This is a genomic window from Streptomyces sp. NPDC002564 (genome assembly GCF_042889645.1).
Classification (GTDB): Bacteria; Actinomycetota; Actinomycetes; order Streptomycetales; family Streptomycetaceae; genus Streptomyces.
In genome coordinates this window covers 206,504-220,817 of the sequence record NZ_JBIARE010000006.1, presented here as the reverse complement: position 1 = coordinate 220,817, position 14,314 = coordinate 206,504, and the positions used below count along the sequence as shown (strand labels likewise).

The following is a 14,314-nucleotide window of genomic DNA, read 5'->3' as shown; positions in this document are numbered from 1 at the left end:
GGCAACCGGCCCCGCCCCCGGGCCGTCCGCGCCGGGGGCAGCGGGATCTCAGCCGACGGACACCCCGAGGACGGCCCGCCCCGAGCCGCTAGGCTCCCCCCGTGGCTGAGATCCAGATTCCCGCTGACATGAAGCCCGCCGACGGCCGTTTCGGCGCGGGCCCCTCCAAGGTGCGTACGGAGGCGCTGGACGCCCTGGCCGCCACCGGCACCTCCCTCCTCGGTACCTCCCACCGCCAGGCCCCGGTCAAGAACCTGGTCGGCCGGGTGCGTGACGGCGTCAAGGACCTCTTCTCCCTCCCCGAGGGGTACGAGGTGATCCTCGGCAACGGCGGCTCCACCGCGTTCTGGGACGTCGCGACGCACGGCCTGATCGAGAACAAGTCGCAGCACCTGAGCTTCGGCGAGTTCTCCTCCAAGTTCGCGAAGGCCGCCAAGCTCGCCCCGTGGCTGGCCGAGCCGACCGTCATTGCGAGCGACCCGGGCACGCACCCCGACCCGAAGGCCGAGGCGGGCGTCGACGTCTACGCCTTCACGCACAACGAGACCTCCACGGGCGTCGCCGCCCCGATCCGCCGGGTCGACGGCGCGGACGCCGGGTCCCTCGTCCTGGTGGACGCCACCTCCGGCGCGGGCGGCCTGCCGGTCGACATCGCCGAGACGGACGTCTACTACTTCGCCCCGCAGAAGTCCTTCGCGTCGGACGGCGGCCTGTGGCTCGCCGCGTTCTCCCCGGCCGCGATCGAGCGCGCCGAGCGGATCCACGCGTCCGGCCGCCACGTGCCGGAGTTCTTCTCGCTGCCCACGGCGATCGACAACTCCCGCAAGAACCAGACGTACAACACCCCGGCCCTCACCACGCTCTTCCTGCTCGCCGAGCAGCTCGACTGGATGAACGGCCAGGGCGGCCTGGACTTCACGACCGGCCGCACGGCCGCGTCGGCGCGCGCGCTGTACGGCTGGGCCGAGGACTCCAAGTACGCGACGCCGTTCGTCACGGACCCGGCCAAGCGCTCGCAGGTCATCGGCACGATCGACTTCTCGGACGAGATCGACGCGAGCGCCGTGGCGAAGGCGCTGCGCGCGAACGGGATCGTGGACACCGAGCCGTACCGCAAGCTCGGGCGCAACCAGCTGCGGGTCGCGATGTTCCCGGCGATCGACCCCGCGGACGTCGAGGCGCTCACGAAGTGCATCGACTTCGTCATCGACAAGCTCTAGCCGTTCATCGTCCGCGGGTGCGCTGTCGCTGACTGCGCAGTCCCCGCGCTCCTCCGGGGCGCCCCCCTCGTGGCCGGGCGCCCCGGAGGAGCCGTAGATCATCGTGAGCGGGCAGGCCCCCGCGTACCCACGGCCCCCGGCGCGGCCGGTCCCCGGGCCGGTCGTGCGCGGCGGCTACCTCCCCCGCCGCCCGCCCCGCCGCGACAGCCGCTTCACGCCGAACACCGCGAGCAGCACCGCCCCCAGGGCGATCGCGCCGGTCTTCAGGGTGCTGTCACCCCCGGACCCCGCACCGCCGTCCCCGCCCGAGCCGCCCGACGACGAGCCGGAGCCGCCGCCCGAGCCGCCCGGCGCCTCGACCGGCGTCACCTCGCTGCGTGCGCCCTCGGTGCCGTACATCAGCGTGGAGCCGTCCAGGGTGTAGGTGACGGACTCGCCCTGGCGCTGCAGCGGCACGCTGAGCCGGCCCTTGCGCTCGGGCAGCTTCCCCTCGCCCCGCCAGGCGTACCAGATGCCGCCGAAGTACCCGCGCAGCGCGAGCCGTCGGCCGTCCGGCGAGAAGGCGCCGTCCGTCACCCAGAGATCGATGTCGCCCACGCGCCGGAAGACGTTCGTGCCCGAGGCGCTCATCCGCTCCGGGCTCTCGTACAGGCCGCCGCCGTCCTCGTTCTTGCTGACGATGTAGAGCCGCCCGGTCTTCGGGTGCACCATCAGAGCCTCCGCGTCCCGCGCCCCGTCGGCGTACTTCACGACGTACTGGGTGGCGCGGACCGTCTGGTCCTTCAGCCGCTCGGGCTCGGGCAGCTTGTAGATCCACACGTTCGGCCAGGTGCCGTTGAGGTTGTCGCCGATGTCGCCGACGTAGATGTTGCCGTCGCTGCCGACCGAGATCGCCTCGACGTCGCGCGGCTTGCCCACACCCGTCATCGTGACGGTGGCCACCGTCTCGCCGGTCTTCGAGTCGACCGCGTAGAGGTAGGCGCCCTTGTCCTGGTCGTTGTGCGTCCAGTAGACGCCGGGGTGGGCGCGGGAGGCGGCGAGGCCGCTGGACTCGACGATCCGCGGGTCCTCGATGGTGAACCCGTCGTGGTCGTCGGCCACGGCGGGCACGGCGGCGGCGAGGGTCAGCAGCACGGCACCGGCGAGGACAGACGGAACAGCCCGAAGCGAACGCATGGGGCCAAGCGTGCCATCTGCCGGTCCGGGCGGCGTGCGCAGCCTCACATCGCAGGCGGGCCCCCCGATCCGGGATGATGAGCGGATGCTCAGGTTCATGTTCGTCGGCGACTCGATGACGATCGGAAGCGCCGGTGAACACACCTGGCGCCAGCGGATGTGGCGGCACCTGTGCGACACCCTCGGCCCCGAGGACGTCGCCGTGGTCGGCCCGCGCACCGCCCTCTACGACCAGGCCGCCGGCGGCCCGCTCTCCCACGACTACGCCGGCGCCGCCCCCGCCTTCCCCCGGCACCACCTCGCGGGCTGGGGCGAGGGCTGGCTGCACATGGCCCCGACGATCGCCGGGGCCCTGGAGCGCGACCCCGCCGACGTGCTGCTCGTCTCGCTCGGCCTGATCGACCTGGGCTTCTACACCGACGCGGAGCAGACCGCGGCCAACGTCCGCGCCTTCGTCGCCGCCGCCCGCACCGCCAACCCGCGCATCCGCATGGTCCTGCTCCCGGTGATCCCGAACGTCCGGGCCGAGACCGACGCGCCCTTCGCCGCCGAAGTGGCCCGCTTCAACGAGCTCCTGGCCAAGGCCGTCGCCGACCTGGACACCGGCGCCTCGCCGCTGCTCCTCGCCTCGCGCCCGCCCGCGTACGACATCCACACGGACACGTACGACGGCACGCACCCGAACGCGAGCGGCGAGCACAAGCTGGCCGCGGCCTTCGCGGCGGCGCTGGCACAGGCGTGGGCCATCGGCGGCCCCTACGCCACCCCGGTCATGACACCCACCGGCTGATCGCGAACTTCGCCCCGTCGCGCCGCACTTCGACCGCGCCCGACCCGGCGAAGTGCGCCGGGACCAGCAGCTCCCGCTCGTCCGCGGCCCGGCCGAGCACCCGGGCGCGGGACGCCGCGGCCTGCCGCGGGTCCTCGCAGAAGCAGCTGCTGCAGCCGGGTTCGAGGACCTGCACCGGCACGTGCAGCAGGTCGCCGGCGAAGACCGCGCGGTCGGTGCCCGAGCGCAGCCGCAGCACGGACGAGCCGGGCGTGTGGCCCGGCGCGGCCTCCAGGGTGAGGCGGGCGTCGATGCGGTGGGCGCCCTCCCACAGCACGGCCTGCCCGGCCCGCACGACCGGCGCGACGCTGTCGGCGAAGGCCGCCCGGTTCGCCCCGGGGACGGCGTCGCCGCGCTCCGGGCCGTAGAAGGCGTGGTCGGCGGCGGGCAGGAGATAGGTGGCGCGAGGGAAGGTCGGCACCCAGTCGCCGTCCGCCTGCCGGGTGTTCCAGCCGATGTGGTCGCCGTGCAGGTGGGTGTTGACGACGACGTCGACGTCCTCGGGGCGCACCCCGGCCGCGGCGAGCCGGCCGAGGTAGTCGGTGTCCAGGTGCTCGAAGGCGGGCACGCCCGGCCGCACCCGGCCGTTGCCGATGCCCGTGTCGACCAGGACCGTCCTCCCCCCGCTGCGCAGCACCCAGGTCCTGATGACCGCGAGGGCCTCGCCGCTCGCCGGGTCGTAGGAGTCGGGGTGGTCGGGGTGGTCGGGCGCGAGCCGGTCCGCGTGCGTGCGCCACACCTCCTCGGGCACGTCCGGGACGACCGTCGCGGCCGGCAGCGGGAACCGGTCCACCTCGACGACGCCGCGCACCTCGACGTCGCCCAACACCATCTGCTCGTGCGTGAGTTCGCTCATGGACCCACCGTAGGAAGCGGCGGTGAGCTTCTCAATGCCCGCTCGCCTCAAGCAGATACGCGAACGTCTCACCGCAGTAGACTCACGTCATGGATGTGGTCAGCGACGCGATCGCGGCGGTACGGATCGGCCGGCCCGTCTCCGACCGGATCAGGGTCACCGGTTCCTGGTGCACCCGGCTCCCCCCGTACGACGGGATCGGCTTCCGCGTGGTCCTGGAGGGGAGTTGCTGGGTCCTCCCGGACGACGGGGGCGAGCCGTTCACGCTCGCGGCGGGCGACGCGGTGCTGCTGCCGCGCGGCAGCGGACACGTCCTCGCGGACACGCCCGCGGACCCGGCCGCCGTCGCCCGCGCGGTCCCCTTCGACCGGTGGCTGGAGTCCGCGGGACTCCCCGTCACGCACGACGGACCGGCCCCCGGCCCCGTCCCGCACGCACCGCCGCCCGGCCCCCTCCACCTGGCCTCCCCCGGGCCGGCGGGCCCCGCCGTGGAAATGCTGTGCGGCAAGTACCGCCTCGACCGCGGGCTCGCCCACCCGCTGCTCGCCGAGATGCCCGACATGGTGCACCTGCCGCGCCACGCCGGGCACCACCCGGAACTGCGGGCCGCCGTCGACCTGCTCGGCCGGGAGGCGGGCGCCTCCCGCTGCGGCGGCGACATCGTCGTGCCCGGCCTCCTCGACCTGCTCCTGGTCTACATGGTCCGCGCCTGGCTCACCGGGCCCGCCACCGGGGGCGCGGCCCGCTGGCCCGCCGCGCTCGGCGACCCGGTGGTGGCCGCCGCCCTGCGGCTGCTGCACGAACGCCCCGAAGCCCCGTGGACCAACGCGGAGCTGGCCTCCCGCACCGGGGTCTCGCGCGCCACGCTCGCCCGCCGCTTCAACGCCCTGGTCGGCCGCGCCCCCATGGCCTACCTGACCTGGTGGCGCATGTCCCGCGCCGCGGCCCTCCTCCGGGACACGGACGCCCCCTTGGACACGATCGCCCGCCAGGTCGGCTACAGCACCCCCTACGCCCTCTCCCACGCCTTCACCCGCACCTTCGGCACGACACCGGGGCGGTACCGGGCGCGCTCGGCCGGCTCGGCCGCCCGGGCCGGCGGGCCCGCCGCGCCGACCGCCGCCGCCCTTGCCTAGAGCCCACTCCACGCCGTTGGCTGGGGTGCCATGGAGTACACGCAGCTGGGACGCACAGGGCTCAAGGTCAGCCGGCTCACGCTCGGGACCATGAACTTCGGGCCGCAGACCGACGAGGCCGACAGCCACACGATCATGGACGCCGCGCTCGACGCGGGCATCAACTACTTCGACACCGCCAACGTCTACGGCCAGAACACCGGCAAGGGACGCACCGAGGAGATCCTCGGCACCTGGTTCACCGGGGGCGGCGGACGGCGCGACAAGGTCGTGCTCGCCACCAAGGTGTACGGGAACATGGGCGCCCAGGGCGAGGACGTCTGGCCCAACCACGACCGGCTCTCCGCGCTCAACATCCGCCGGGCCGTCGACGCCAGCCTCAAGCGGCTGCGGACCGACCACATCGACATCTACCAGTTCCACCACATCGACCGGCAGACGCCGTTCGAGGAGATCTGGCAGGCCGTCGACGTCCTGGTGCGGCAGGGCAAGATCCTCTACGCCGGGTCGTCCAACTTCCCCGGCTACAAGATCGCCCAGGCCAACGAGACCGCGCGGCGGCTCGGCGTCCTCGGGCTGGTCAGCGAGCAGTGCCTCTACAACCTCGCCGAGCGCAGCGCCGAGATGGAGGTCGTCCCGGCCGCCCGGGACTACGGCCTCGGCGTCATCCCCTGGTCGCCGCTGCACGGCGGACTGCTCGGCGGCGTCCTGAAGCGGGAGGGCGAGGGCGCGCGCCGCACCGGGGGCCGCTCCGCCGCGGAGCTCGCCAAGCCGGAGATGCGGGCCCGCGTGCAGGCGTACGAGGACCTGCTCGACCAGCACGGTCTGGCGCCTGGCGAGGTCGCCCTGGCCTGGCTGCTGACCCGCCCCGGCGTCACCGCGCCGATCGTCGGCCCCCGCACGGCGGCCCAGCTCGACTCCGCCGTGCGCGCGGTCGGGCTCGACCTGTCCGAGGAGCTGCTCGCCGCGCTGGACGAGATCTTCCCGGCCCCGGACCGTCACCGGAGTCCTTCGCCTGGTGAGGCGGCCGGGCGTCCGGTGGCGCCGGGTGCCGGGTGCCGGGTGCCGGGTGGGCGCGGGGCGGGGGTGTCGTCAGCCGAACGCCGCCGCCACCGCGACCACGACGAACATCATCACGAGCACACCGGCCATGATCCGGTTTCTGGTCTTGGGGTCCACACCGTCGAGGTTAACCGGCCGCGCCGGGTCCCCGGACGCCGCCTCCCAGTACCCAGCGCCCGACGGCCTCGTAGCGCGGCCGCGCCCCCGGCACCCCGTCGCGGGGCAGATCGCTGCGCACGAGGGTGAGTTCGCGCACGGTCCACGCCGTGCCGGCGAACCCGTCGAGCGCCTCGGCGTACGGCCCGAGGTCCCGCTCGCCCCGGCCGCGCGCCACCGTCAGGTGCGGGCGGTAGGCCCGGTGGTCCTCCATCGTGATGCCCGCCTCCCGCGCCGCCGCGTCGGCCCGCGAGGCGAGCCGCCGCAGCGCCGGTACGTCGCCCGTGGCGCCCGCCCACAGGGCCCGGTCGCCGAAGCGTCCGCCGCCGCGCAGGGCGAGCGGGAAGGGCGCGGTGGCGTGCGCGGCCCGCTCCAGGCGGCCGGCCAGGTCCGCCGCGGCGGCGGCGTCGGCCTCCGCCATGAAGGCGAGCGTGAGGTGCCAGCCGTCCCGGCCGGTCCAGCGCAGCCCGTCCGCGCCGGGCAGCTCCTTCAACGCGCTGACGGCGGCGGCCAGTTCGGCGGTCGCGGAGTCCGGCGGGAGGACCGCGGCGAAGAGTCTCATGGAAGGGAACGCTAGGGGGTGTCCGGCGGATCCGGCCGTACCGGGGGACCCCGCACCCGCGACAAGATCCACCGGGCGGCCCTACCCTCCCCCCATGGACGACACGGACCCGATACGGATCAGCCCGATACGGATCAGGAAGGGCGGGGCCGGCGACATCCCCGCGATCATCGGCCTCCTCGACGGGGCCGTGGCGTGGCTCGTGGCCCGGGGCAGGACCGGGCAGTGGGGCAGCACGCCGTGGTCCGAGCTGCCCCGGGCCGTCGCGATGGTCGAGCGGTACGTGACGACGGGCGAGCCCTGGATCGCCGAGATCGACGGCGTGGTGGTGGGCACCCTGACGCTCACCGACGGGCCGGGCGGCGACACGGTCCCGCGGGCCGGGGAGCCCGAGCGGTACGTGCACATCCTCGCCGCCGACCACGGCCGCTTCGCCGGACGCGGGGTGGGCCGCGCGCTCCTCGCGCACGCCGCGCGAGAGACCCGGAGGCAGGGCGTGTCCCTGCTCCGGGTCGACTGCTACGCGGGCGACGACGGCAGGCTCGTCGCGTACTACGAGAGCAACGGCTTCACCGCCGCCGAGCCCTTCACGGGCCCGGACGGCAGCTGGCCGGGCCAGGTGCTGGCCCGGCGCGTCTGAGCGGCCGCGAAAGGCTCAGGCGGCCGCCGCGAGCACCCGCTCCCTGGGCACGAACTGCACGTGCCGGTGGCCGCGGCGCAGGTCCACCTTGAGGCGCAGGTTCGCCGCGCGGGCCAGCATCAGGCCGACGCCGACCGCGGCCAGCGCGCAGACGAGTCCGCCCGCGGCCATGCTGATCCGCACGCCGTAGGCGTCGGCCAGCCAGCCGAAGAGCGGGCCGCCCAGCGGCGTGCCGCCGGTGAAGACCATCATGAACAGCGACATCACACGGCCCCGCATCTCCGGGTCCGTGGCCATCTGCACCGAGGAGTTGGCCGTGACGTTCACCGTCAGGCCGAGGATGCCCATCGGCACGATGAGCGCCACGAACATCCAGTACTCGGGCGCGACGGCGGCCGCGACCTGCAGCACGCCGAAGGCGACGGCCACCCCGACGAGCATCCGCAGCCGCGAAGTGCCGCGGCGGGCCGCGAGCAGCGCGCCGGCCAGCGAGCCGATCGCCATCAGGGTGTTGAAGAGCCCGTACATCCCCACGCCGCCGTGGAAGATGTCGTCCGCGAAGGCGCTCAGCCAGATCGGGAAGTTGAATCCGAAGGTGCCGATGAAGCCGACGAGGACGATCGGCCAGATCAGCTCGGGGTTCTTCGAGACGTAGTTCAGGCCCTCCCTCAGCTGCCCCTTGCCGCGCGGCTTGCGCGGGGTGTGGTGCAGCTCGGCGGTGCGCATCAGGAGGAGTCCGGTGAGCGGCGCGAGGAAGGACAGGCCGTTGGCGAGGAACGCCCAGCCGGGCCCGACGGCCGCGGTCAGCGCGCTCGCCACGGCGGGGCCGATGAGGCGGGCGGACTGGAAGTTCGCGGAGTTCAGGCTGACGGCGTTGCGGACCTGGTCGGGGCCGACCATCTCGGACACGAAGGACTGCCGCGTCGGGTTGTCGACGACGGTGACGAGGCCGGTGAAGAAGGCCGCGAAGTAGACGTGCCAGACCTGGACGTGTCCGCTGAGCGTGAGGGCGGCCAGGAAGAGGCCGCTGAGGCTCATGGCGCCCTGGGTGACGAACAGCAGGTTCCGTTTGGCGAACCGGTCGGCGATCACGCCGCCGTACAGGCCGAAGAGCAGCATCGGCAGGAACTGCATGGCCGTGGTGATACCGACGGCGGCCGAGGATCCGGTGAGGCTCAGCACCAGCCAGTCCTGGGTGATGCGGGCCATCCAGGTGCCGGTGTTGGACACCACGGCGCCGGAGGCGAAGAGCCGGTAATTACGGATCCGCAGCGAGCTGAACATGGAGCTCTTGCGGGGGCGGGCGGTCTTGTCGAGGGCGGTTGGTGCGGGGGCGGAGTCTGCTCCGGATCCCGTACTCAAAGTGGGTTCGCCTCCTTCGGCGTGCGTCACGTCTCCCGCGGGGTGCGGGAGGACTACAGGTGCGCGAGCTTCTCCAGAACGGGGGCGGCGGCGCGCAGACGCGCCCACTCGTCCTCGTCGAGGTGCTCGACCAGACCGGCCAGCCAGGCGTTCCGCTTGCGGCGGCTCTCCTCGAGCATGGCCTCGGCGGTCTCGGTCTGGGTCACCACCTTCTGGCGGCGGTCCTCGGGGTGCGGCTCGAGCCGGACCAGGCCCTTGGCCTCCAGCAGGGCCACGATGCGGGTCATCGACGGCGGCTGCACGTGCTCCTTGCGGGCGAGCTCGCCCGGGGTGGCGGAGCCGCAGCGGGCGAGGGTGCCGAGCACCGACATCTCGGTGGGGCTCAGCGACTCGTCGACCCGCTGGTGCTTGAGTCGACGGGACAGGCGCATCACAGCGGAGCGCAAGGCGTTCACGGCGACGGCGTCGTCACCATGGGAGAGGTCCGGCATGTTTGTTAGCGTAACTCATTACCCTAGCTAAAGACCACTTGGATTCCCTCACTCACCACGCCGAACCTTTTCGTCACCCGAACGAGTGAGGTGACTTCGGAAAGCGACGCACCGGCCCGCGCGGCCCGTGGACCCTGTCACGCATGGGATCGACAGTGCTCAGCCTGCGCATAGACGGTGAGCTGCACGACCGGCTCCGCCAGCACGCCGCAAAAAGAGGAATGAGCGTCCAGGACTATGTCGTCCGGACGCTCATTCGCGATGACTTCGACGAACGCTTCGCCACGTCCGTCGAGGAGACGGAACGGTTCTACAAGGCCGTGTGAGGCCCCGCGGCCCGCCCGGGCCGGGCCAGGCCGGGCCAGGTCAGGTCAGGTTCAGCGCGGGCATCAGGTAGTAGAAGGCGAACACCGCCGACACCGCGTACATCGCGACCGGCACCTCACGGCCCCGTCCGGCCGCGAGGCGCAGCACGGTGAAGGTGATGAAGCCCATGCCGATGCCGTTCGTGATCGAGTACGTGAACGGCATCATCAGCATCGTCACGAAGGCGGGGACGGCGATCGTGTAGTCCGCCCAGTCGATCTGCCGGATGGAACCGGACAGGATCAGGAAGCCGACCGCGAGCAGCGCGGGGGTCGCCGCCTGGGACGGGACCATCGTGGCGAGCGGGGTCAGGAACAGCGCGACGGCGAAGAGGCCGCCGGTGACGACGTTCGCGAAGCCGGTCCGCGCGCCCTCGCCGACGCCCGCGGTGGACTCCACGAAGCAGGTGGTGGCGGAGGCCGAGGAGGCGCCGCCCGCGGCGACGGCGATGCCGTCGACGAACAGGACCTTGTTGATGCCGGGCATGTTGCCCTTGGCGTCGGTGAGCTTTGCCTCGTCGCCGATGCCCATGATCGTGCCCATCGCGTCGAAGAAGCACGAGAGCAGCACGGTGAAGACGAACAGGACGCCGGTCAGGACGCCGACCTTCTCGAACCCGCCGAACAGGCTGATCTGCCCGACGAGCCCGAAGTCCGGCGTCGCGACCGGGTTGCCGGGCCACTCCGGGGTGGTCAGGCCCCAGGAGGGGATGTCCGCGACGGCATTGATGATCATCGCGACGACCGTCATGACGACGATGCTGATGAGGATGGCGCCCGGCACCTTGCGCACCAGCAGCGCCAGGGTGAGCAGCACGCCGAGCACGAAGACGAGGACGGGCCAGCCGTTGAGGTGACCGTCGCCGCCGAGCTGCAGCGGGACGGTGGTGTGGGCGGCGTCCGGGATGCGCGAGACGAAGCCGGAGTCGACGAGGCCGATCAGCATGATGAACAGGCCGATGCCGATCGCGATGCCCTTGCGGAGCCCGAGCGGCACCGCGCTCATGACGCGTTCGCGCAGGCCGGTCGCGACGAGCAGCATCACCACGAAGCCGGCGAGGACGACCATGCCCATCGCGTCGGGCCAGGACATGCGGGGCGCGAGCTGCAGGGCGACGACGGTGTTCACGCCGAGGCCCGCGGCGAGCGCGATCGGGACGTTGCCGATGACGCCCATCAGGAGCGTGGTGAAGGCCGCGGTCAGCACGGTCGCGGTGACCAGCTGCTTGTTGTCGAGCTGGTGCCCGTACATGTCCTTCGCGCTGCCCAGGATGATCGGGTTCAGCACGATGATGTAGGCCATCGCGAAGAAGGTGGCGAGACCGCCGCGGACCTCGCGGGCCAGGGTCGAGCCCCGCTCGGAGATCTTGAAATAGCCGTCGAGCCCGTTCCGCGGGGGCTGCGGCGGCTCGGGGCTGGCGTCGACCGGGGCGGTGGCCGAGGAAGGCATGCGGGACCTCGTGGACTCAGAGACGGGGAAGATCGTTCGGCGACGAATACTGATCGTTTTGTTTTTTCGTACGAAAGCAATCGGCCATTAACGAGCCGTTTCAGTATGAATACATGAGAGAGAAATCGCTATCTCCGCGCGTAGACCCCCGTCTCCCAAGGGGTGTACGGGACCCGGCGCGCCCCTCGTAAGCTGTACGCATGGCGAAGTGGACCCCCAAGCACGAGGCGCCGGAGCCCCTGGAGGGCCCCGTGGTCGCCACCATCACCGGCGGCACGATCCTCTGGTTCGTCCTCTTCCTGGCCCAGCTCCCGTTCTACGGCTGGTTCGACGACCGCGACGCCACCTGGTGGGTGTGGACCTGCCTGGCCGGCGCGGGCCTCGGCCTCATCGGCATCTGGTACGTCCGCACCCGCGACGCCGCCATCAAGCGGGCGAAGGCCGCCGCGCCGCAGCAGTAGGGCCGAAGGTCCCGGCTCCCGGGGCCCGGACGTCCTGCGCCCGCAGTACGCCGTACGACCACGGGACCGATCACGTCCTCCCGTGGTCGGATCTTTGGGGCATTCAAGGGGTGAAGCCCCAGGACCGCCCTTACCGTCGAATGCATGACGCATATCGACGCGGGCGCCGAACTCGACCCGGTCCACCCGGTGCCGCCCCCCACGGGGCGCGCCACCGGCCTGACCTCCGCGGAGGTCGCCGAGCGGGTCGCCCGCGGCGAGGTCAACGACGTACCGGTACGCAGCTCCCGCTCCCTGAGCGAGATCGTCCGGGCCAACGTCTTCACCCGTTTCAACGCGATCATCGGCGTGCTCTGGGTGATCATGCTGTTCGTCGCGCCGATCCAGGACAGCCTCTTCGGCTTCGTGATCGTCGCCAACACCGGCATCGGCATCATCCAGGAGTGGCGCGCCAAGAAGACCCTGGACGGCCTCGCCGTCATCGGCGAGGCCAAGCCCACCGTGCGGCGGGACGGCCGGGCCGCCGAGATCTCCACCTCCGAGATCGTCCTCGGCGACCTCGTGGAGCTCGGCCCCGGCGACAAGATCGTCGTGGACGGCGAGGCCGTCGAGACCGACAGCCTGGAGGTCGACGAGTCGCTGCTGACCGGCGAGGCCGACCCGGTCATCAAGAAGCCCGGCGACAAGATGATGTCCGGCTCGTTCGTGGTCGCGGGCGGCGGCGCGTTCACCGCCACCCGGGTCGGCCGCGAGGCGTACGCCGCCCAGCTCGCCGAGGAGGCCAGCCGCTTCACGCTGGTCCACTCCGAGCTGCGCAACGGCATCTCCACGATCCTCAAGTACGTCACCTGGCTGATGGTCCCGACCTCCATCGGCCTGGTGATCTCCCAGCTCGTCGTCAAGGACGACAACTTCAAGGAGTCCATCGCCTACACCGTCGGCGGCATCGTCCCGATGATCCCCGAGGGCCTGGTGCTGCTCACCTCGGTGGCCTTCGCGATCGGCGTGATCCGCCTGGGCCGCCAGCAGTGCCTCGTGCAGGAACTGCCCGCGATCGAGGGCCTGGCCCGCATCGACACCGTCTGCCTCGACAAGACCGGCACCCTCACCGAGGGCGGCATGGACGTCAGCGAGCTGCGGCCGCTGAACGGCAGCGACGAAACGTACATCCGTACGGTCCTCGGCGCGCTCGGCGAGTCCGACCCGCGGCCCAACGCCTCGCTCCAGGCGATCATCGACGCCTACCCCGACAGCGTCGACTGGCGCTGCACGGAGTCCCTGCCCTTCTCCTCCGCCCGCAAGTACAGCGGCGCCTCCTTCAGCGAGGGCGACGGCACCACGTCGACCTGGCTGCTCGGCGCCCCCGACGTGCTCCTGCCCGACGGCGACCCGTCCCTCGCCGAGATCGAGGAGCTCAACCGGCAGGGCCTGCGCGTGCTGCTCCTCGCCCGCGCGAGCGGCGACCTGGACGACCCCGCCGCGGCCGACGGGGCCCGCGCCACCGCCCTGGTCGTCCTCGAACAGCGGCTGCGGCCCGACGCCGCCGACACCCTGCGCTACTTCGCCGAGCAGGACGTCGCGGCCAAGGTCATCTCCGGCGACAACGCCGTCTCGGTGAGCGCGGTCGCCGGCAAGCTCGGGCTGCCCGGCGCGGAGAACACCGTGGACGCCCGCAGGCTGCCCATCGAGCAGGACGAGATGGCGCAGGCCCTCGACGACAACGCCGTCTTCGGCCGGGTCACCCCGCAGCAGAAGCGCGACATGGTGGGCGCGCTCCAGTCACGCGGCCACACCGTCGCGATGACGGGCGACGGCGTCAACGACGTGCTGGCCCTCAAGGACGCCGACATCGGCGTCTCGATGGGCTCGGGCTCGGAGGCCACCCGGGCGGTCGCCCAGATCGTGCTCCTCAACAACAGCTTCGCGACGCTGCCCTCGGTCGTCGCCGAGGGCCGCCGGGTCATCGGCAACATCACCCGCGTCGCCACGCTGTTCCTGGTGAAGACCGTCTACTCGGTGATCATCGCGCTGCTCGTGGTCTGCTCGCAGGTCGAGTACCTCTTCCTGCCGCGCCATCTGACGCTGCTCTCCACGCTGACGATCGGCATCCCGGCCTTCTTCCTGGCGCTGGCCCCCAACAAGGAGCGCGCCAAGCCGCACTTCGTCCGCCGGGTCATGCGGTACGCGATCCCGGGCGGCGTCATCGCGGGCGTCGCCACCTTCGTCACGTACCTGCTGGCCCGCCACCACTACGCGGGCGCGGGCGCGCGGGAAGCCGAGACCAGCGCGGCCACGCTGGCGCTGTTCCTGATCGCCATGTGGGTCCTCGCGATCATCGCCCGCCCCTACACGTGGTGGCGGCTCTGCCTGATCGGCGCGATGGGTCTCGGCTTCCTGCTGGTGCTCACCGTGCCCTGGCTCCAGGACTTCTTCCAGCTGAAGCTGGTGGGCACGACGATGCCGTGGGCGGCGGTCGCCATCGCGGCGGTGGCCTCACTGGCCATCGAGTTCGTCTACCGCTGGGTGGACCGCCGCTTTCCGGCGTAGC

The 14,314-nt window shown here is 72.2% G+C and carries 13 protein-coding genes and 1 pseudogene; 8 read left to right on the top strand and 6 right to left on the bottom strand.

Annotated features, from left to right (window positions below; all coding sequences use genetic code 11):
- The first annotated feature begins 101 nt into the window (after window positions 1–101).
- On the top strand, window positions 102–1,220 hold the full coding sequence (gene serC, locus ACFYXE_RS22655; protein ID WP_389314998.1) for a phosphoserine transaminase: 1,119 nt from the start codon (window positions 102–104) through the stop codon (window positions 1,218–1,220).
- A gap of 174 nt (window positions 1,221–1,394) precedes the next feature.
- Here the strand turns inward: serC and ACFYXE_RS22650 are convergent, their stop codons facing one another.
- Window positions 1,395–2,396, bottom strand: a complete 1,002-nt coding sequence (locus ACFYXE_RS22650; RefSeq protein ID WP_389314996.1) for a WD40 repeat domain-containing protein — start codon at window positions 2,394–2,396, stop codon at window positions 1,395–1,397.
- Window positions 2,397–2,481: 85 nt separating this feature from the next.
- Here ACFYXE_RS22650 and ACFYXE_RS22645 point away from each other — a divergent pair, with 85 nt between their 5' ends.
- On the top strand, window positions 2,482–3,186 hold the full coding sequence (locus tag ACFYXE_RS22645) for a GDSL-type esterase/lipase family protein (protein ID WP_389314994.1): 705 nt from the start codon (window positions 2,482–2,484) through the stop codon (window positions 3,184–3,186).
- Here the strand turns inward: ACFYXE_RS22645 and ACFYXE_RS22640 are convergent.
- Window positions 3,167–4,081 carry an MBL fold metallo-hydrolase gene (locus tag ACFYXE_RS22640; protein ID WP_389314992.1) on the bottom strand — a complete coding sequence of 305 codons (915 nt, stop codon included), beginning with the start codon at window positions 4,079–4,081 and terminating at the stop codon, window positions 3,167–3,169. The genes ACFYXE_RS22645 and ACFYXE_RS22640 overlap by 20 nt on opposite strands.
- 89 nt (window positions 4,082–4,170) lie before the next feature.
- Here ACFYXE_RS22640 and ACFYXE_RS22635 point away from each other — a divergent pair, with 89 nt between their 5' ends.
- Window positions 4,171–5,217: an AraC family transcriptional regulator gene (locus ACFYXE_RS22635; RefSeq protein WP_389314990.1), complete on the top strand. Its 1,047-nt coding sequence runs from the start codon at window positions 4,171–4,173 to the stop codon at window positions 5,215–5,217.
- Between the two features lie 30 nt (window positions 5,218–5,247).
- A pseudogene (locus ACFYXE_RS22630) lies at window positions 5,248–6,239 on the top strand (aldo/keto reductase).
- Between the two features lie 167 nt (window positions 6,240–6,406).
- Here ACFYXE_RS22630 and thpR read toward each other — a convergent pair.
- Entirely contained in the window at window positions 6,407–6,997 is a 591-nt protein-coding gene (thpR, locus tag ACFYXE_RS22625) for an RNA 2',3'-cyclic phosphodiesterase (RefSeq protein WP_389314988.1), read from the bottom strand.
- A 94-nt stretch (window positions 6,998–7,091) separates the two neighbouring features.
- Between thpR and ACFYXE_RS22620 the strand changes: the two genes are divergently transcribed.
- Complete coding sequence (locus ACFYXE_RS22620) at window positions 7,092–7,637, top strand: GNAT family N-acetyltransferase (RefSeq protein ID WP_389314986.1); 546 nt, start codon at window positions 7,092–7,094, stop codon at window positions 7,635–7,637.
- Between the two features lie 15 nt (window positions 7,638–7,652).
- Here ACFYXE_RS22620 and ACFYXE_RS22615 read toward each other — a convergent pair whose 3' ends face one another.
- Both ACFYXE_RS22615 and ACFYXE_RS22610 read right to left on the bottom strand, forming a co-directional pair.
- On the bottom strand, window positions 7,653–8,999 hold the full coding sequence (locus tag ACFYXE_RS22615; RefSeq protein ID WP_389314984.1) for an MFS transporter: 1,347 nt from the start codon (window positions 8,997–8,999) through the stop codon (window positions 7,653–7,655).
- A 53-nt stretch (window positions 9,000–9,052) separates the two neighbouring features.
- Window positions 9,053–9,490: a MarR family transcriptional regulator gene (locus ACFYXE_RS22610; protein WP_359643815.1), complete on the bottom strand. Its 438-nt coding sequence runs from the start codon at window positions 9,488–9,490 to the stop codon at window positions 9,053–9,055.
- Between the two features lie 143 nt (window positions 9,491–9,633).
- Between ACFYXE_RS22610 and ACFYXE_RS22605 the strand changes: the two genes are divergently transcribed.
- Entirely contained in the window at window positions 9,634–9,816 is a 183-nt protein-coding gene (locus ACFYXE_RS22605) for a toxin-antitoxin system HicB family antitoxin (protein ID WP_361180706.1), read from the top strand.
- A gap of 40 nt (window positions 9,817–9,856) precedes the next feature.
- Here the strand turns inward: ACFYXE_RS22605 and ACFYXE_RS22600 are convergent, their stop codons facing one another.
- Window positions 9,857–11,305 carry an NCS2 family permease gene (locus tag ACFYXE_RS22600; RefSeq protein WP_361180705.1) on the bottom strand — a complete coding sequence of 483 codons (1,449 nt, stop codon included), beginning with the start codon at window positions 11,303–11,305 and terminating at the stop codon, window positions 9,857–9,859.
- Window positions 11,306–11,505: 200 nt separating this feature from the next.
- On the opposite strand from ACFYXE_RS22600, the gene ACFYXE_RS22595 reads away from it, so the two are divergent.
- Both ACFYXE_RS22595 and ACFYXE_RS22590 read left to right on the top strand, forming a co-directional pair.
- Window positions 11,506–11,766, top strand: coding sequence for a DUF2530 domain-containing protein (locus ACFYXE_RS22595; RefSeq protein WP_361180703.1), 261 nt, complete (start codon window positions 11,506–11,508; stop codon window positions 11,764–11,766).
- A 144-nt stretch (window positions 11,767–11,910) separates the two neighbouring features.
- Window positions 11,911–14,313, top strand: coding sequence for an HAD-IC family P-type ATPase (locus ACFYXE_RS22590; protein ID WP_389314981.1), 2,403 nt, complete (start codon window positions 11,911–11,913; stop codon window positions 14,311–14,313).
- The last annotated feature ends 1 nt before the right edge of the window (window position 14,314 follow it).